Source organism: Brevibacterium sp. UMB1308A, assembly GCF_030230605.1.
In the GTDB taxonomy this organism is placed as follows: Bacteria; Actinomycetota; Actinomycetes; order Actinomycetales; family Brevibacteriaceae; genus Brevibacterium.
Genome location: NZ_JASPDO010000008.1, coordinates 12,990 through 31,854, shown reverse-complemented (window position 1 = coordinate 31,854; position 18,865 = coordinate 12,990). Strand labels below are relative to the sequence as shown.

Genomic DNA, 18,865 nt, shown 5'->3' with positions numbered 1-18,865 from the left:
GTACTCGGTGTGAACGTGCAGATGTACGAAGTCGTCAGCCAATTACCTCACCACTGTGCTGCTCGTAAACGTTCGAGCGCGGTTGCTAAATCCTCTGGGTAGTCCGATTCGAACTCAACATACTCTCCGGTTTCGGGGTGTTCGAAACCGAGTTTGACAGCGTGGAGCCACTGGCGGTTGAGTCCGAGTTTTTGCGCCAGCACTGGGTCTGCCCCGTAGGGCAGGTCGCCGCAGCAGGGCCGCTTGGTTGCGGACATGTGTACACGGATTTGGTGGGTACGTCCGGTTTCAAGCTTGACCTCGACTAGCGAGGCCGATCTGTATGCTTCCAGCACTTCGTAGTGAGTGACCGCGTGCTTGCCGTCTGTGCGGACTGCGTAGAGGCCGTCTTTGCGCGGGTGGCGCCCAATCGGCGCTTCGATTGTGCCCACGACGGGGTCTGGGAGACCCTGAACGAGCGCGTGGTAGGTCTTGTCGACGGTCCGGTTCTTAAAGGCCCGTTTGAGAACGGAGTAGGCGTGTTCGCCCTTGGCGACCACCATGACACCCGAGGTGCCCACGTCCAAGCGGTGTACGATCCCCTGTCGTTCTGCCGCTCCCGAGGTGGCAATCTGGTATCCGGCGGCGGCAAGTCCGCCTATCACAGTGGGGCCGGACCACCCAGCTGCCGCGTGTGCTGCAACGCCCACGGGTTTGTCGACAACCACAAAAGCGTCGTCGTCGTAGATGACGTTCATTCCCGGGACTGGTTCTGCCACGATTGAGAGCGGTTCTTTGGGTTTGGGCATGGTCACGTCGATGCGTGCACCCGCCGTTACGCGCATCGATTTGGGAACTTTGACTCCGTCGACTTCAACGTCGCCACTTTCGGCCATTGCAGCAGCGACCGAACGGGAGAGGCCAAGAAGGCGCGACAGTGCGGTGTCGACGCGCTCGCCTTCAAGCCCTTCGGGCACCAGAATTGAGCGTTCCACTATTCTTCCCTCCCGTCGATACTGGTTCCTTTGAGTGTCAGGAATGCGATGAGAACAGCTGCGCCGCTAATTGCGATATCAGCAATGTTGCACACAAAAAAGTACAAATCAATGAAATCGACAACCGCTCCGTGCATGAACTGCGGAACTTCCCCGTTGGCTGGCATGCGGAAAAACCTGTCGAGAAGGTTTCCGGTCAGACCGCCTAACAGCAATCCCAGACCGATCGCCCACCACGTCGAAGCGAGTTTTCGCGAAATAAACACGATGACGGCAAACACCGCGATCGCGATGACGGAAAACACCCAGGTGGCTCCCGAACCAAGACCAAAGGCCGCTCCGGGGTTGCGGAGGAACGTGAGTCCAACAAAATCACCCACAATGGCGATACGTGGCTGGCCTTGCAGGAAGTTGACTGCGAGAACCTTCGTGAGCTGATCGATTGCAATGACACCTAGTGCGAGTGCATACAGCGTCACAGCTCGAGTGCTCACGTAGTTCTCCTCAGGGTTCTTGGTTCGGTTCGATCTTAGAATATACAAACGCACCGCACGCCGGAACGTGCGGTGCGTTTAACGTGTTTGTGTCAAAGACTACACACGGACCCTGACGTTACAGGGACTGGTTGGTGTTCTTCGAAAGGGTTTCCGGTGCAAGTGATCCGGAGCTTTCGAGGTCACGCAGCTGGTCGGTGAGGTAGCTCTTGAGACGGGTACGGTACTGGCGCTCGAAGTTCTGCAGACCGTCGATGTCCTTTTCCAGGCTGACCTTCTGCGATTCGAGCTGCTGCAGGGTTTCGTCACGCTTCTTCTGAGCTTCGGAAACGATGTCGGCAGCCTTCTTCTTCGCATCACCGATCAAGCGGTCACGGGTCTTCTCACCTTCAGCAACGTGCTCGTCGTGAACGCGCTGTGCCAGCGCAATCAGGCCGTGAGCGTCCTTGTCGCTAGATACTGGGGCTGCGGCGGGTGCGGTAGCGCTTGCAGCAGGTGCAGCCGGAGCGGCTACTGGCTTAGCAGCAGGAGTCGCAACTGCAGGTGCGACCTGAGTTTCTTCGCCTGCCTTAGCGGCATCTGCAACATCAGCCTTAGGCGCTTCAGCCTTGGCAGCGTCTTCCTTAGGTGTTTCTTCCTTCGGAGCCTCGGCCTGAGCAGGTTCAGCCTGAGCGGCTGGCTGCTGAGGAGCGACAACAGGCTTAGCTTCTTCCTTCTTAGGAGCACCCACAGCAGCTGGCATAGCCTGGGTAGCGTCCGCGTCTTCACCCTGTGGGCCCTTGGCTTCGAGTTCAGCTACACGTTGCTCAGCCACAGACAGTTTCTGACGAAGTGAATCGTTCTCTTCGTTCAAGCGACGCAGTTCAACAACTACCTCGTCGAGGAAGTCGTCGACCTGGTCTACGTCATATCCCTCACGGAATTTAACGTGCTGGAACTGTTTGTTGACTACGTCTTCAGGCGTAAGAGCCATGTGGCCACCTTCGGTTGTGCGTACAAATACTTATTTCGATGATCACTGCCACAATACCGCACCACCAGCATGAATGTGTCAAGTCATCATATGAAGTCAGTTTAACCTACCTGAGTCGAGAGCACGAAGAGAAATCTCGAAAGCATCTGAACCCCAATAAATAAGAGGATAAAGCCCAGGTCAATCGCCATATTTCCCAGGCGAAGGGGAGGAATAACCTTGCGAATCGCCTGAACTGGAGGATCAGTGAGGGTGTAGATCGTTTCACACAGCACCAGCACCACACCGGTTGGGCGCCAGTCCCGGGCAAAGACTTGAATGAGATCGATAATGACGCGCCCGATCAGTACATACACGTACAGAGACAAAAGCCACGCAAGAATCTGTAGGACTATCGCCACGAGACCTCTTTCAGAAAAAATTGACGGACCACCGTATACGGTAGCCCGTCAGAGGGAACAATCACGAATTAGCTCTGGTTAAAAAAGCTCGCCTGTGTTTTTGCTACCGAATCAGTTTCTTCGCCAACTTCAACATTGGCAGGAGTCAGCAAGAACACGTTGTTGGTAACTTTGGAAATCGATCCGTGCAAACCAAAAATCAAACCTGCGGAGAAGTCAACAAGTCGCTTTGCGTTGGCTTCGTCCATTGCGGTCAAGTTCATGACGACAGGAATCCCGTCGCGGAAAGCCGTTCCGATCGCTTTTGCGTCGTTGTAGCTGCGTGGGTGGATCACGTGAATGTTAGACATGTTCGCAGGTGATGCCGTTTCTACTGGGCGGACAGAAGAACGGATGGGCGTCACGTCAGCCGGCTCTTCCTGCTCTTCCTCTTCGTACACAGGAGCTTCGTACTCGCTTGCTTCGTACTGAGAGTTGCGTTCGTGACGTGGTTCAGTGTCGTAAGCTTCTTCTTCACCGAAGCCAAAGTAGTTGCTGATTTTCTTCAGGGTGGACATTGGCCCTCCTCGTGGTTAAGTTCCCTCACCTTTTGAAGGTACCGGAGCTCATGCGTAGTTACGCGTCTTTGAGTGGGTGTGTCGCTATTTCTTCTAACCACACAAGTGCCCCGAACCGCCCAGTCACGGCATCTTTTCTGTATGAAAACAGGTCGGAGGACTCTCGTGTGCATGTACTGGAGAAGTCGACAACTTCACAACCTTCTCGGGTCGCTTGTTCCGCGACTCCCGCGGCCACATCGATCGCCGGAGTGCCGTCTCGTGATACGGAGGCCGTCACCGGCTCAACGCTCGCAACTTGATCACGCATCGCAGCCGGTACTTCATAACAACGTGGGCAAATCGACGGCCCAATAGCCACCTGGATCTGGGACGCACCCAACTCACGCATCGCGGCCACAGTCGCGGACACGACTCCGTCGACCATTCCAGCCCGCCCCGCGTGCGCAGCCCCAATAACTCCCGCCTCGGGATCAGCGAACATCACTGGAACGCAATCAGCGACCATGACGACCAATCCCAACCCAGGGGTTCTTGTCACGTGTGCATCCGCGGCCACCGAATCCGTGCGCTCCCCCGTCAGCGGGTCATATGCGCCATCTTCATCCCACGCAATGACGCGGTTTCCGTGAACTTGGTCCACAAACCGCAATGCCTCCGGGTTGAGCCCCAGCGTGTTCGCCACGATTCCTCGGTTGGCTGCCACCACGGTTTCGTCATCCCCCACATGCAATGCCAGGTTCAGGCTACTAAAAGGGGTTGAACTGAAACCTCCCCAGCGGTCGGTGACGGCGACATGTGCGCGCGCCTGACTACTGGGGAGGACGAAACGGCTGTAGAGCACGATTACTTCAGGAAGTCGGGAATCTCGATGTTGTTATCGAAGCTCTTGGTGCGTTCTTCCGGAAGGGACTCCAGAACTGGAGGCGCCTCGGCAGGGGCCTCTGGCTGAGCGGGAGCTGGGCGCTCTTCCGCTTCCTCAGCAGGGGCCTCCGAAGCAGGAGTCGCCTCCTGCGACGCAACCGCCGGGGCTGCCGCCTGAGTTTCGCTCACTGGGACGTCGAAGCCTGCAGCGATCACGGTGATGCGGCATTCGTCGCCCAGGTTGGAGTCGATAACCGTACCGAAAATAATGTTGGCTTCCGGGTGGGCAGCTTCCTGCACTAGGCGGGCAGCTTCGTTGACTTCGAACAGGCCGAGGTCGGTGCCACCCTGGATGGAAAGGAGGACTCCGTGCGCACCTTCGATGCTGGCTTCCAGAAGCGGTGAAGCAATGGCCGCTTCGGCTGCCTTGACGGCACGGTCTTCACCAACTGCTGAACCGATTCCCATCAGGGCGGTTCCTGCGTCTTGCATGACTGACTTCACGTCTGCGAAGTCCAGGTTGATCATGCCTGGGGTGGAGATCAGGTCGGTGATGCCCTGAACACCGGAGCGCAGAACTTCGTCAGCCGATTTGAACGCTTCGACGACTGAAACGTTGCGGTCAGAAATCGTGAGAAGGCGGTCGTTCGGAATGACGATCAGCGTGTCGACTTCTTTTCGAAGCGCTTCGATTCCGGCTTCTGCCTGCGCTGAACGGCGACGTCCTTCAAACGTGAAGGGGCGAGTAACAACACCGATCGTCAACGCACCCAGCGAACGTGCGATACGAGCAACAACTGGAGCCGCACCGGTTCCTGTTCCTCCACCTTCACCGGCGGTGACGAACACCATGTCGGCGCCTTCGAGTGCTTCCTGGATTGCTTCTTCGGAGTCTTCAGCTGCTTTGCGCCCGATCTCAGGGTCGGCGCCGGCTCCGAGGCCGCGAGTAAGTTCGCGACCAATTTCGAGTTTGGTGTCAGCTTCTGACAGCACGAGCGCTTGGGCGTCAGTGTTGATCGCGATGAATTCGACACCGCGGAGGCCCACGTCGATCATGCGCTGTACAGCGTTAACACCACCGCCACCGGTTCCGGCGACCTTGATGTCTGCTCCGGATTGAGGGTATTCAGCCAAGTCGGTTCCTCTTTCGACGCTTAAGGGACAGGTGTCTTTGTCTTGACGCTATTGCCACTCACGGGCTCGCGCAACTACCGCCCCGGTGTGTCGTTCAAGCCGTGTGGATCTGGATTCAACTTTAGCGCGCAACGGGAGTATCTGGGGTAGAAACGTCGACGTACTCTTTCGAGTGTTCGAGGAGTTTAAAGGCAACGTCAAACTTCTTTTCGATATTGCTGGAGTCCCCCACTCGGATTTGGCGAGTCGACTCTTCGTGCGACACCACCACAGTGATGTCATCTTCCTTTTGCGCTTCGACGGATTCGACACGCGAAAGGTCCGGCACATGTTGGACCACGATAAGGGCCTGTTCAATTGCACCTGGGCTTCCACCGCGAATGTTGACCAGATCGGGGTCATCTTGGACCACATCGATCTCTTCGCCATGCGATGAGTACCTCACCCAACCTTTGCTGGTTTTGTACGCAGCGACGGGTTCTTTATCCGTGACCGTGACGTGCAAAGTGTTGATACCGGACCACCTCACACTGACATATTCAGACTTGGTGAATTTCTCCCGGATATCGCGCGAAAGTCCCGTCATCGAAATTCTGGGAAGTGGCCGCCCTGTTTCTTGTTCGAGCACAAAAGCGCGCACCTCATCTCCTGGGGTCAAATCACCGGTTTCGACACTCACGTCTTTGAGACCCATGATGGGTGTGAAGAACATGAGGCAGACAATGAGCACGAGTCCTGCAACTACTCCGATACCCACTTTTACGGCAGTGTGGATCCCGCGCTTCTTCCCAATCACCGGGATGGTGGTCACTGTGCGAGCGCTCCCAGCAACTCGGGCCCCAGAATCGTGACATCACCAGCGCCCACCGTGAGTACGATATCGCCGGGTTTCACCCGCTCAATAACTGTGGGGACTGCGTCAGAGAATGCGGGAACATACGTGACGTCGCTCGTAACTTCACGTGCAATCAGTTCGCCGGTCACGCCAGGAATCGGGTCTTCGCGCGCAGGAAAAACATCCAAAACAATAACGTCATCTGCCAGGCTCAACGCGCGCGCGAACTCCCGGTAGAAGTTCTTGGTGCGGCTAAACAAGTGCGGTTGAAAAATAACGTGCACTTTATTCGATGGGTCGACCACTTTGTTCGCTGCCGTCAGCAAAGCCGTCACTTCTGTGGGGTGGTGGGCGTAGTCGTCATATACGCGCACTCCCTTTTCTGTTCCACGAAGTTCAAAACGGCGACGGGTCCCGGTGAAACTCTCCAGGCCTTGAATAATTCCTTGAGGGTCCCCACCTACCGCGTGTGCACTTAAAAACGCTGCTGTCGCGTTTAATGCGTTGTACGTTCCCGGAAGCGCGATGTCGAAAGCGTACTCCTGACCTTCAAAAGCGATCGAGACACTGACCCCTTGTCCGTGGGTGGACGCATTCACACGCGCGTCAGCAATGTCACTCTCGCCATAAAGGATCACGTTGGTTCCCTGCTCGCGAGCCTCACGCCCAATCGATGCTGCGCCCTCGTCATCTGCACACACGATGAGCGTCCCGCCCACGTTGCCGACATGGGAACTAAACTCGACGAACGCTTCTCGCACTCGTTCCCAACTCCCATAGTGGTCTAGGTGGTCGGCTTCTGCGTTCGTAATGACTCCGACTTCGGGACGGTACTTCAAAAACGAGCCGTCAGACTCATCAGCCTCAGCGATAAACACGTCACCTGATCCAGCGTGCGCGTTAGTCCCAGTCTTTGAAAGCTGACCACCAATAGCAAAGGACGGGTCCTTTCCGGCCGCTTGCAAAGCCACAGTGGTCATCGAGGTGGTAGTAGTTTTTCCGTGTGTCCCAGCGATCGCGATGGTCCGCTTTCCCTCCATGAGGGTGGCAAGAGCATCTGAGCGGTGAATGACTGGAATGCCCAGTTCTTCAGCACGGACGATCTCAGGGTTCGTGGGTCGAATAGCAGAAGACACAACCACCGTGTCCGCCCCTTCGACGTGTGAGCCGTCGTGCCCAATGAACACGTGAGCGCCGTGAGCGCGCAGAGCTTCAACTACCGAAGACTCTTTTGCATCAGAACCAGTCACGGTGTAACCCCGGCTGAGCATGATACGGGCAATACCGGACATGCCGGCTCCCCCGATCCCAATAAAGTGGTACGTGCTCACGTCAGGTCCTCTCGTTCGTCACGGGTCATCAGTTCATACGGGTACGCCCGGCCTGGATATGGGACGTTCGCCGCCTCAAAAATCATGCGCGTCATGTCGCGGTCCGCAGTTGCCGGGAACTTAAGCTCCTTCAAACGTTTGGTCATGTTGCGCAAACGGTGTGGATCTTTAGCCAATGGAATGACTGTGTTTTTAATCGTCGTTGCACTAAACGCGGCATTGTCCACCATGAGGGCACCTCCCGCGGTAACCGGGTCGTGCGCATTCTTCACTTGCTCGCCGTTGCCGATCGCCAGCGGAACATACAGGGCGGGCACCTGGGCGACGGTCACCTCGGCGACGGTCCCTGCGCCGGCGCGACAAATCAACAGGTCTGCAGCCGAATACACCGTTTCCATGCCGTCAACGTATTCGGTCACGTGGTAGTTGCGCAGATCAGCCGTGGCCTCTCGGATCTTGTCAGCCTTCCCTACACCCGTGATGTGAAGCACCTGCACACCTGTGCGCTGGATTTCATCTACCGCGTCACAGAAAGCGTCATTAATGGCCTGGGCTCCGCTGGAACCACCCGTGACAATCACGGTCGCCAGTGACGCGTCCAAGCCAAGCTTCTGCATCGCTTGGTACCGGGTCAGCGGATCTTTGCGGTTGATCTGGGCAATTTCGCGACGCATGGGCATCCCCACATGCTTCCCCTTCAACGGGGTGGACGCGAATGTGTAACCGACGTGCTTGGTGAAACGCGCCCCCAGTTTGTTCGCAAGCCCGGGAACCGCATTGCCCTCGTGGATCACAATGGGCACCCGCAGGGATTTAGCCGCCAAGTACGCGGGTGTGGACACGTACCCACCAACACCCACAACAACGTCAACGTTGTTTTTCTTGATCAGGTCCTTGGTGCGTGAAACTGTACGTAACAAACGCCCCGGAAACTTCACTGTCGAAGCGTTGATCGAACGGGGAAAGGGCACCTTTTCGATCGTGTTGAGCTCATAACCAGCCTGCGGAACCAGCCGGCTCTCCAGCCCTTCTTCGGTTCCCAGGATCGTCACCTGACCGTCCGGATCTTGGAACTTAAAGTCGCGCACAATGGCGAGCATTGGAGCCACGTGCCCCGTTGTCCCACCCCCAGCAAAAAGAACGTTAACCATTCTTACTCTTTCTTGACATTCGGCCCAGCAACGCACTCCGCACGTGAAAACCACGCGACGCCAGCGCCTCAGACGCACCAGGCTCAGACCGTGCAAAAGACAACAAAACACCCGCACCCAACAGTGTCGCAACCAGTGATGAACCACCGTAGGACACAAACGGCAACGGAACACCAATAACAGGTAAAAGGCCTGTCACAACCGCGATGTTAATAAACGCTTGGCCAGCCAGCCACGCCAAAAGCCCCGCAGAAACTGTTTGCACAAACCGGTCTTGGGAACGCATGATGACGCGCACGACTCCGTAGCTCAGAAGCCCAAACAGGACAACCACTGCAAGAGTGCCAACGAGTCCTAACTCTTCGCCGATAATCGCGAAGATGAAGTCATTGTGAGCTTCTGGCAGCCACGCCCACTTTTCCCGGCTACCCCCAAGGCCAACTCCCAGCCATCCACCGGACGCCAACGCGTACAGGCCATGGTTGGACTGCCAATGCTGCCCAAGAGGGTCTGAGACATCAGATGAGTGCCCCGTGAAAAGTGCTTGAATACGGGCCAAACGGTTGGCGTTCGTCAAAACGAGCACCGCCACGCCACCAGCTGCAGCACCCGCGAGCGTCAAAAGCCACTTCCACGGCAACCCACCCACAAAGAGCGCACCAAGGGCAACAGCGATAAGGACAAGTCCGGTCCCGAGGTCGTGCCCAGCGATCACAAGCCCGATAGACAGGCTGGTGGCGGCGAGGACGGGGATGACGACGGTGAAAGATGAAAGCTCTTTGATTTTCGACGCCATAAAACGGCCGATGTACAACGACAGAGCAATTTTAACGAACTCTGCTGGCTGAACGCGGAATCCACCACCTACAGAAAACCACGACCGGTTCCCGTTGACCTCCACGCCAAGAGGGGTCAGTGGCAGTACCTGCAAGGCAAGGCCTCCAATAAGAAGCACAGGAGCCAGTTTCTTCCACGTCTCAACTTTGAAGCGCGCAACGATGAACATGACGATCAGTCCAACCACTGCGAAGAGAGCCTGCCTCATAAAAACAGTAAAGGGACTGCCTTCACCACCCGCATATGACGTGATGGACGAGGCAGAGAGCACCATGATGAGACCAAACGACGTCAGAATCACGACACTCCACAACACAATGTGGTAAGTGGCGACCGGAGCGTCCAACAGTTCTTTCCACTGCTGCGCCCAACGTCGCACACGTGACGTGTTCTCGACTGCCTGGCTTGCCACGTTTACAGCTCGCTTACTGCCTGCTCAAAAGCGTCCCCGCGCTCAATGTAGTTGGTGAACTGGTCCATGCTGGCAGCCGCTGGGCTCAACAGAACGGTGTCACCTGGCTGAGCCAGCTCGCGGGCGGCGTTCACAGCACGTTGCATAACGTGCGGACCTGGTTCAATGCGGATCGTGTCAACGTGTGACGCTTCCAAAGCACTGCTCAGCGCCGAATCGTCTTCACCGATGACGACTACTGACCGGAGACGGTCTTTAAAACCTTCAACGATGTCGTGGTAGTCCGCGCCCTTCGGCAGACCACCAGCGATCCACACAATTGGGTCAAAGGATCCCAGTGCGGCAGAAGCAGCGTGCGGGTTCGTGGCTTTTGAATCATTCACCCACGTGATGTCGTCAAGCGTGCGCACAACCCGCATACGGTGGTCACCCGGAGCGAAGGACCGCAGGCCATCACGCACCGCAATCGGCGGGAGATCGATACTGCGGGCAAGCGCGGCCGCAGCGAGCGCGTTCATGACGTAGTGGTCTGGAGCAGACGTGGTTCCAGCTGCTTTCGCAACATCATCCAGGCTGGCGAGTTCCAACGCGCTCGAATAACGATTAGGTGCAAAGGCACGGTCCACCAAAACGTCTTCTACCAGGCCAAACTCACCTGGCCCTGGAACACCCAAACCAAAACCGACCGCACGTGCGCCAGCGACCACCTCGGCGTCCTCAACCAACTTACGCGTAGCAACGTCTTCGCGGTTGTACACACAGGCCTTCATCACATTCGAGTACACCCGCGCCTTATCGGCGACGTAGTTCTCATAGGAACCGTGCCAGTCCACGTGGTCGGGAGCCAGGTTGAGCACGACAGCAGAGTGCGCGCACATCGAGAACTGCCAGTGCAGTTGGAAACTTGCCAGTTCGATCGCAAGTATTTCAGCGGCCGGGTCCAGAACGGCTTCGAGGAGCGGCGAACCGATATTGCCACACGCGACAGCGTTCACGCCCGCGGCCTGAAACATCGACGCGAGCATTGAGGTGGCCGTGGTTTTTCCGTTCGTTCCGGTGACTACCAACCACGGTGCGGCGTTCGTTCCACGTACGCGCCACGCCAGTTCCACTTCCCCAATAACCGGCACGCCCTTAGCTTGAGCATCAACAAAAAGCGGCTGGTCTGGACGCCACCCTTGGGACGTGCATACCAAATCAGGAAGCGAACCGTCGGGGGCCGTGGGAAGCTCCGTGACGTGTTCGGGGCCACGACGAATGTCCACGTCAAACACGCGCAGAATCTTCTCGTGTTCGCTTCGGTCGATCTGTGTGTCACCGTCGACACAAATGACATGGGCCCCGCGTTCAGCCAGGTGCACGGCCATGGGGAATCCCGAAACACCCAAACCAGTGACCACGATCGTGAGGCCGTCTAAGGGCGACGCCGGGCCAACAATCTGATCAGGGATCTTGTCGGCGAGTGGGTATTCCACCGGGGTCGCACCGGGTACCAGAACATCAGGCAAGGTACGACACCCACTCGGCGTAGAACAGGGCGACAGCGATAACTACACCAATGAGGGCCACGATCCAGAAACGGATCACAATCGTCACTTCGCCCCACCCTTTAAGCTCAAAGTGGTGCTGAAGCGGAGCCATGCGGAACACCCGTTTTCCGGTGAGCTTGAACGACGTCACCTGGATAATCACGGACAGGGTAATAATGACGAACAGGCCACCCAAAACAACCAGCAGAAGTTCGGTGCGCGACATCATCGCGAGCCCACCGATCGCTCCGCCAATGCCTAGCGAACCGGTGTCGCCCATAAAAATCTTGGCTGGTGAAGCGTTCCACCACAAGAACCCAATACACGCAGCACCCATTGCCGCGGCGACGATCGCCAAATCGCGTGGGTCACGCACAATGTAACACCCCGCGCGCGCAGTGGTCATGAGATCACAGTTTTGGATCGACTGCCAGGACGTAATGATGACGTATCCGGCGAACACCACTGCGGCGGCACCCGATGCGAGTCCGTCCAAACCGTCAGTGAGGTTTACTGCATTCGAAGCGGCAGTGATGATGAGGTTGGCCCACACAACAAACAGGACCATTCCCACGACTGTTCCCCAAAAAGCGAGGTCTAGGGCGTCAATGTCACGCAGAAACGAAATCTTTGTTGACGCCGGAGTGCGCCCGTGCTCATTCGGAAACAGGAGTGCGAGAACCGCGAACGATACACCGACAAAACCTTGGCCAATGAGCTTGCCCGCAGGGCGTAGACCCAGTGACCGTTGCTTCGACACCTTGATGTAGTCATCCAAAAGTCCAACGATTCCCAGGCCTACGGTCAACCACAGCACCAAAAGGCCTGACGGAGTGGGGCTGGAACTTGTGAACAAGTGCGCCAAGAAGTAGGCGACAACTGCTGACAAGAGAATGACAACACCACCCATGGTGGGGGTGCCTCGTTTGGTTGCGTGGGATGCGGGTCCGTCATCGCGAACGAACTGCCCATATCCGCGTTTGACAAGCACACGGATAAAAAGTGGTGTTCCCACGAGTGTCAGGACAAGCGCAATACATGCTGCGAGGAGTACGGCAATCACTGGGCCCCCGAAACTCCGGCGATCTCATCACCGAGGAAACGCAGTCCAGCATCGCGTGAGGACTTAAAGAGGACGATGTCTCCCGGTTGAAGTTCGGACTGCAGAAGGTCACGTGCTTCAGAGATGTTTTCAACCCAGGTGGCTTCGTTTCCCCAGGATCCTTCGAGGTTAGCGGCCTGGTAGATAGGACGTGCGCCTTCGCCCACCGCGATCGTGCGCGAAATGTTCAAGCGCACCACAAGACTTCCAATTTTGTCGTGTTCTTCAATTGACGTGTCGCCCAACTCAAGCATTTCGCCCAACACCGCGACCGTGCGCCGAGGTGGGTTTTCGTCATCGCCGCGCCCCATCTCCGCGAGTGTGATCAGGGCAGCGCGCATCGAGTCCGGGTTGGCGTTATAGGCATCGTTGATAACGGTAACGCCGTTAGGCGAGTCGACGAGTTCCATCCTCCACCTGCTGGCAGCGCCTGCGGTCGCAAGAGTGGTCACGATTGAGCGTGCCGTCACTCCGCACAGGTGAGCAACTGTTGCTGCTGCTAAAGCGTTTGACACATGGTGCCGTCCCAGTAGGGAGAGCTCAACCTGTGCCGGTTCTTCGCCTGGGAGGTGTAAAACGAACGATGAACGGCCTGTTGCTCCTGTTGTGACATCGCTTGCCCACACTGTTGTGCCTGGGTGGGTTGGTTCACCTTCGCTGAACCACATGGTGTTAACACCTTGAGCGAGAACGTTCTGCATGTCACGGACGCGCGGGTCGTCGGCATTGAGAACCGCCCACCCTGGTTCCTGGAGCGACTCAACCAGTTCTGCTTTAGCCCGCGCAGTGTTGTCGATCGAGCCAAACACTCCCGAGTGAGCTGCACCGACGTTGAGTTCAACCGCAATATCAGGACGGATAAGCGATGTGAGGTATGCCAGGTTTCCAATTGACCGCGCACCCATTTCAAGGACAAGGAAACGAGTCTCTTCACCGGCGCGCAAAGCTGTCAGTGGAACACCGACTTCGTTGTTATACGAGTTAGGCGGGTAGACGGTTTCACCTTCACCGGCCAAAAGAACAGACACGAGGTCTTTCACTGAAGTTTTTCCGCTGGAACCGGTGATCGCAATGACAGTCATGGTTTCACGCAAGGCCTCGACACTGGCCGATGCGAGTTTCCCAAGGGCGACCGTGGCGTCCGTAACGACACACGACGGAAGAGTGTCGTCGCCAACGGTCGGGACCGCCTCGGCAATCACGAGAGCAGCTCCGGCAGCTATCGCAGACGGTGCGAACTCGATTCCGTTGGTTGTCTCTCCCCTACGGGCGACAAAAATATCGCCTGGAGAGACCTCGCGGGAATCGGTTTCAACTCCGGCACTCAGGGTTGTCTGGGGGTCAATGCCATATAGCTCTCCCCCAACGATGTCAGCAATCTGCTGTGCGGTGAATTCCTTCATATCATTCCTGAACTTTACCGGTTCTCATGACGGACATGAGCTTCAATGGCTTCGCGTGTCTGGTCACGGTCGCTAAAAGGAAGCACTTCACCAGCGATTTCTTGACCGGTTTCATGCCCCTTCCCAGCAACAACAATAGTCCCGTTTGCGCCCGCGAGCTCAACTGCTCGACGGATCGCTACGCCACGGTTCTCGCACTCTTCAACGGTATGGGCACGGGCGTCAGTTGCTCCGCGGGCACCAGCCAAGACCTGCGCCCTAATAGCGGCCGGATCCTCCGATCGCGGATTGTCGTCTGCGACAATCACAACATCGGCGCCGCGCGCTGCAGCCTCACCCATCGCTGCACGTTTCGTTGAGTCCCGATCGCCTCCAGCGCCCACAACAACCACAACTGGGTCGCCCGATAGCCGGTCCAGAACTTTTTCGATTGCATCCGGCGTATGCGAGTAGTCAATGATCGCCCGGGGGTGCTCAGCGTTCACCACCTCCATGCGCCCGGGAACAACGACCTCGGTCCCGTTCGCAATCGACGCGACCGCGTCAAACTGAACCCCGAACTCCAACAGCATCGAAAGAGCCAGCGCAGTGTTCGTCACGTTGAACAAGCCGGGCAGAACGGGGGTAAATGGAATGTTGCCCTGTGGCGTGTGGAGTTCCCACGAGTCGCCTTGAACCACCAGATAGTCCGGTTTGTCCTCGCTGTGCATCGACACGGTCACTACTGGGATTTGAGACACCGAAACGAGTTTGCGAGCCCAGTCGTCCGCCAGGACAACTACTCCGCGGGAGGCGAACTCCGGAGTAAAAAGGGTGGCTTTCGCATTGAAGTACTCGTCCATGGTGCCGTGATAATCCAGGTGGTCCTGCGAAAGGTTCGTGAAACTCACCACATCAAAGTGGACCCCGTCCACCCGGTGCTGGCTGAGTGCGTGAGAAGACACTTCCATCGAACACGTATCGACGCCCGCGTCCCGCATTCGAGCTAACAGTTGGTGCAGCGCTGAAGCCTCTGGGGTTGTGCGCACACTGTCGACCCGGTCACCTGCGATCACCGTAGCGACGGTGCCTATGAGACCTGTCGTGTGACCCAGCGCTTGAAGAAATGCGTCGAGAATGAACGTGGTTGTTGTCTTGCCGTTAGTTCCTGTCACTCCGAACATGGCTGGGCTCTCACCCGTGCCATATACCTGGGCTGCAATATGCCCGGCGATTGCTCGCGGAAATTCGTGGACAAGGATTGTCAGATCTGTGAGGTCCAACTGTGCCTCGCGCATGATCTCCACACCTGCTGGGTCCGTGAGGAACGCTCGTACGCCCTTGTCAACCAGCGGGCCGGCAAAGCTTGCACCGTGGACGTTAGCGCCTGGAAAGGCAGCGTACAGACCACCTGACTGGGTGGTACGGGAGTCGTTGTCCACGCTGGTGATTTCACGGTTTGGGTCGCCCATCACCGTCGTGTGTTCAAGCGTGAGGTCAGCGATCTTCATTTTTCCACTCTCTAGCTGGAAGTTCTGGGACAGGGCCGGATGGAGGTACGCGCATTTGTTTTAACGCATACCCGGTGACATCGGAAAACACTGGCGCGGCCACCGAACCACCATAGTGGCCTTTGCGTGGTCGTTGCAGGGTTACCGACACGGTGATTTTGGGGTCGTCAATGGGAGCGATTCCAATAAAGCTCGCGGTGTAGCCGTCATATCCGCCACCCTTGTCCGCCGGCGCTTGTGCGGTACCGGTCTTACCACCCACACGGTAACCGGGAACTTTAGCGTTTCCTCCAGTCCCGTCGACAACCGTCGCTTCGAGAATCTCCCGCATGGTCTGAGCGGTCTGGGGTTTCACCACTTGAGTGCCGTCTTTGAGCGGAATCTCCGTGATTTTCCCAGTGGGGTCCACTGTTCCGTTGACAATCCGTTGTGGGATCGCTTTTCCGTCGTTAGCGATGATGGCAAACGCTTGCGTGGTCTGTAGTGAGGTCGCTGCGACACCTTGACCGAACATCACCGTGTTACGGGTGCGCGCATCCCACTTGTCGGGTGAGCGCAGGATTCCGCGGCTCGTTCCGGGGAACTCCAAATCAGGAGGTGTACCGAAACCGAACTTCTTAAGCCACTCATAGCGTTCTTGATCGTTCATACCCTCTGCGGCGATGAGTGTTCCCGTGTTGGAGGAGTCCATGAGGATCCCCGCCAGAGTGAGGTTCTGGTCTTCGTGGTTGTGGGAGTCACGGAAGACTTCTCCATTGGGGGCCTTCCATTTGTCGGGCACCACGTATTGCGAATCGGCGGTGGCTTTTCCGCTGTCGATGAGCGCCGAGGTGGTAATGAGTTTCGCTGTTGACCCAGGTTCGAAGGTTGCGGTAAAGGCGCGAGATCCGCGGTCTTCGGCTTTGCTTTTGCCTGGATTGTTGGGGTCCACGGTGGGTGATTCGGCAGCGGCGAGGATGCGTCCAGTTCCTGCTTCTTGAATGACGACGGTTCCCCATTCGGCCTTGTGCTTTTTGACGGCTTCGCCAATAGCGTTTTGGGCGTACATTTGAATGTTCGTGTCGATGGTGAGTTGTAGGCCAGTTCCGTCGACAGGTGGAACTTGCGAATTGCTTCCCAGCGGAATGGGGTCACCTGACAGTCCGCGTTCGTACTGTTGTTTGCCATCTTTTCCGGTCAGGAGGTGGCGGTACTGGCGTTCGAGTCCAGTGAGCGCTTCCCCGTCACGTCCAACAAACCCCACAACGTTTCCGGCTATTTCTCCTGCCGGGTAGGTGCGGACGGAGGATTCGTCGACGGTGATGCCGGGTATTTTGAGGTCACGGATTTTCACCCAGACTTCATTGGTGAGTCCGTCCGCTATGGGACTCCACCGTGTTTCTCCTTGAGGTTTGAGCTTGGGATAGATGAGTCCAGGGTCGGTGTTGAGGATGGGTGCGATCTTATTGGCGGCTCCCCAGGCCCCAATAACCTTGCCCTGTTCGTCCTTGTACGCCGCCACGTTTACGGGGTCGGCTATCAGTTGAAACCGTTTAGCGTTGTCCGCAAGGACGGTGCCGTCGGCAGCGAGAATGGCACCACGTTTGGCGGGTAGGGTTTTGTCCACGAGCCTAGAATCCAGTGCTTTTTCCGCTAGCTTCGCCGTATCCATACCCTGAATCATTACGAGCTTGGCCACGATGAGAACCAGGGCAACGACGATTGCGAGTACGACGAATGCCATGCGACGCTTGGGGTTAGCAACCTTTCGGCTGGCCGTCGTCGCGGGCATTCTTCATCCTTTTCTACGGGGTTTTCACTGTGGGCGCTTCGAGATCTTTTCCGCTTTCTCCAACTGCGGGAAGCTTCTCATCCGATCGTAGGTTTGGTCGGACGTCATCCCGTGTATCGGCACGCGGGCCGGGCACGGTTCCCACGTTCTTGCCAGGGTCTTCGCGTGCTTCGACGACTTTGCCGTCGGCCGTCACAAAGAACACCTTGTCTGCGGGAACGAGGCCCATCTGGCTTGCGGCTTTGTGAACATTCTGTGGGCTTTGCCTGTACGCAATGTCTTCTGATAACCGGTCGCGTTCAGATTGTAGGTCTTCGTTCTTTTGGTTCAAGTCGTTGATCTTGTAAGTCGTGTTCGACACGAAGATATTGGCCAGCAGCACCGCGACAACACCGACGAACAGAATTCCCATGCAAATAAATGGGAACGTACGTGTTCGGCGCACCGGGGACGTGATGAGTTTGAGTGGTCGTTGGGTGGTGACTGGGCTCCGCTGAACGGAGCGCTTTAGTGCTGTGCTCACGCGGGATCAACTCCAATTTTTCTCACGGCTCTCAGCCGCACAGATGCGGCGCGGGGGTTGTGGTCGATTTCTTCTTGGGGCGCTTTGTAGGCGCCTCGGACAATTTCTTCTAGCCACGGTTTGAGGTGGTCGGGCACAACGGGAAGGTCGGGTGGTGCCTGAACAGTGGTTCCCTGGCGGAAAATGCGCTTGACGATTGTGTCTTCACCTGACTGGTAGGACTCCACAACAGCCACTCCCCCGAGGTGGAGGGCAGAGAGTGCCGCAGGCAGCGCCCGTGTGATGTTGCCGAGTTCGTCGTTGACTTCGATGCGCAGGGCTTGAAAGGTGCGTTTGGCTGGGTGGGAGCGTTTCCGTTGGTTCTTGGGATCTGGCACTATCCGACCGATCAGGTCGGCGAGTTGTTGAGTGGTGGTCCACTGCGTGTGTTCCCGGTCGGCAACGATCGCGCGGGCGATTTTGCGCGCGTATCGCTCTTCGCCGTATGTGGAGATAATCCGGGTGAGGTCGTTTTCTGAGTATGTAGCGAGAACGTCGGCGGCGCTGATGCCTTCCGTGGGGTTCATGCGCATGTCCAGCGGGGTGTCGCGCGAGTAGCTGAAACCACGTGCGTCGTCGTCGAGTTGTAAAGAGGAGACGCCGAGGTCGAAAAGGACTCCGGAGATCGGCGGGTTTCCGCGTTGTTCGAGAACCTGGGCAATGTTGTCGTCCGAGGTACACACAGCCTCAAAGCGGGAACCAAACGGGGCGAGCCTGGAGGTCGCGATCTCGATAGCGGCAGGGTCACGGTCAATTCCGATGACGTGAACGTCGTCGAAAGCGCGCAGGATTCCTTCTGAGTGGCCACCCATGCCCAGTGTGAAGTCGATGACGACGGGCGCAATACCGCGTGCCCGTGCTTCTTCTATTCCGTGCCCCAGAAGTTCGACGCACATGTCGAGTAAAACGGGAACGTGTGGGTATGTCATGGCCACCTCCTTCCTGGCTGTTGTCGTGTTGCTGAAAACTGAACTCCGTTCGTCCACGGCCCTGGCACCGGGGAAGTGTGTCAGGACTAGGGCTTTGGAACCGGGGAAGTGCTCCA

18 protein-coding genes are annotated in these 18,865 nt (G+C 57.1%); all 18 read right to left on the bottom strand.

The features are described 5' to 3' along the window. Positions 1 to 47: 47 nt before the first annotated feature. On the bottom strand, positions 48 to 977 hold the full coding sequence (locus QP868_RS05335) for an RluA family pseudouridine synthase (RefSeq protein WP_284925619.1): 930 nt from the start codon (positions 975 to 977) through the stop codon (positions 48 to 50). Then, positions 974 to 1,468 (bottom strand): signal peptidase II, encoded by a 495-nt coding sequence (locus QP868_RS05330; protein ID WP_284925577.1) that lies wholly within the window; start codon positions 1,466 to 1,468, stop codon positions 974 to 976. The genes QP868_RS05335 and QP868_RS05330 overlap by 4 nt, the downstream gene beginning before the upstream one ends. A 118-nt stretch (positions 1,469 to 1,586) precedes the next feature. Beyond that, positions 1,587 to 2,441 carry a DivIVA domain-containing protein gene (locus tag QP868_RS05325; protein WP_284925576.1) on the bottom strand — a complete coding sequence of 285 codons (855 nt, stop codon included), beginning with the start codon at positions 2,439 to 2,441 and terminating at the stop codon, positions 1,587 to 1,589. A gap of 101 nt (positions 2,442 to 2,542) precedes the next feature. Further along, complete coding sequence (locus QP868_RS05320; protein WP_284925575.1) at positions 2,543 to 2,842, bottom strand: YggT family protein; 300 nt, start codon at positions 2,840 to 2,842, stop codon at positions 2,543 to 2,545. A gap of 68 nt (positions 2,843 to 2,910) precedes the next feature. Continuing rightward, positions 2,911 to 3,399, bottom strand: a complete 489-nt coding sequence (locus tag QP868_RS05315; protein WP_284925574.1) for a cell division protein SepF — start codon at positions 3,397 to 3,399, stop codon at positions 2,911 to 2,913. Between the two features lie 58 nt (positions 3,400 to 3,457). Beyond that, positions 3,458 to 4,243, bottom strand: coding sequence for a peptidoglycan editing factor PgeF (gene pgeF, locus QP868_RS05310; protein ID WP_284925573.1), 786 nt, complete (start codon positions 4,241 to 4,243; stop codon positions 3,458 to 3,460). A 2-nt stretch (positions 4,244 to 4,245) separates the two neighbouring features. Continuing rightward, the gene (gene ftsZ / locus QP868_RS05305) at positions 4,246 to 5,397 is read right to left on the bottom strand and encodes a cell division protein FtsZ (RefSeq protein ID WP_284925572.1); all 1,152 of its coding nucleotides are present in this window, start codon (positions 5,395 to 5,397) and stop codon (positions 4,246 to 4,248) included. Positions 5,398 to 5,518: 121 nt separating this feature from the next. Next, positions 5,519 to 6,208 (bottom strand): cell division protein FtsQ/DivIB, encoded by a 690-nt coding sequence (locus QP868_RS05300; protein ID WP_284925571.1) that lies wholly within the window; start codon positions 6,206 to 6,208, stop codon positions 5,519 to 5,521. Next, complete coding sequence (murC, locus tag QP868_RS05295) at positions 6,205 to 7,563, bottom strand: UDP-N-acetylmuramate--L-alanine ligase (RefSeq protein ID WP_284925570.1); 1,359 nt, start codon at positions 7,561 to 7,563, stop codon at positions 6,205 to 6,207. Before murC ends, QP868_RS05300 begins: the two co-directional genes overlap by 4 nt. Continuing rightward, entirely contained in the window at positions 7,560 to 8,714 is a 1,155-nt protein-coding gene (murG, locus tag QP868_RS05290) for an undecaprenyldiphospho-muramoylpentapeptide beta-N-acetylglucosaminyltransferase (RefSeq protein WP_284925569.1), read from the bottom strand. Before murG ends, murC begins: the two co-directional genes overlap by 4 nt. Further along, on the bottom strand, positions 8,707 to 9,963 hold the full coding sequence (gene ftsW / locus QP868_RS05285) for a putative lipid II flippase FtsW (RefSeq protein WP_284925568.1): 1,257 nt from the start codon (positions 9,961 to 9,963) through the stop codon (positions 8,707 to 8,709). The genes murG and ftsW overlap by 8 nt, the downstream gene beginning before the upstream one ends. Positions 9,964 to 9,965: 2 nt before the next feature. Beyond that, a complete protein-coding gene (gene murD / locus QP868_RS05280) occupies positions 9,966 to 11,471 on the bottom strand; it encodes a UDP-N-acetylmuramoyl-L-alanine--D-glutamate ligase (RefSeq protein WP_284925567.1) in 1,506 nt (501 codons plus the stop codon). Continuing rightward, entirely contained in the window at positions 11,464 to 12,555 is a 1,092-nt protein-coding gene (mraY, locus tag QP868_RS05275) for a phospho-N-acetylmuramoyl-pentapeptide-transferase (RefSeq protein WP_284925566.1), read from the bottom strand. The genes murD and mraY overlap by 8 nt, the downstream gene beginning before the upstream one ends. Next, the gene (locus QP868_RS05270) at positions 12,552 to 13,997 is read right to left on the bottom strand and encodes a UDP-N-acetylmuramoyl-tripeptide--D-alanyl-D-alanine ligase (RefSeq protein WP_284925565.1); all 1,446 of its coding nucleotides are present in this window, start codon (positions 13,995 to 13,997) and stop codon (positions 12,552 to 12,554) included. Before QP868_RS05270 ends, mraY begins: the two co-directional genes overlap by 4 nt. A 14-nt stretch (positions 13,998 to 14,011) precedes the next feature. Next, positions 14,012 to 15,487: a UDP-N-acetylmuramoyl-L-alanyl-D-glutamate--2,6-diaminopimelate ligase gene (locus QP868_RS05265; protein ID WP_284925564.1), complete on the bottom strand. Its 1,476-nt coding sequence runs from the start codon at positions 15,485 to 15,487 to the stop codon at positions 14,012 to 14,014. Next, entirely contained in the window at positions 15,474 to 17,258 is a 1,785-nt protein-coding gene (locus QP868_RS05260) for a peptidoglycan D,D-transpeptidase FtsI family protein (RefSeq protein WP_284925563.1), read from the bottom strand. The genes QP868_RS05265 and QP868_RS05260 overlap by 14 nt, the downstream gene beginning before the upstream one ends. 13 nt (positions 17,259 to 17,271) lie before the next feature. Then, positions 17,272 to 17,781 carry a cell division protein FtsL gene (gene ftsL / locus QP868_RS05255; protein ID WP_284925562.1) on the bottom strand — a complete coding sequence of 170 codons (510 nt, stop codon included), beginning with the start codon at positions 17,779 to 17,781 and terminating at the stop codon, positions 17,272 to 17,274. Beyond that, positions 17,778 to 18,749: a 16S rRNA (cytosine(1402)-N(4))-methyltransferase RsmH gene (rsmH, locus tag QP868_RS05250; RefSeq protein WP_284925561.1), complete on the bottom strand. Its 972-nt coding sequence runs from the start codon at positions 18,747 to 18,749 to the stop codon at positions 17,778 to 17,780. Before rsmH ends, ftsL begins: the two co-directional genes overlap by 4 nt. Between the last annotated feature and the right edge of the window lie 116 nt (positions 18,750 to 18,865).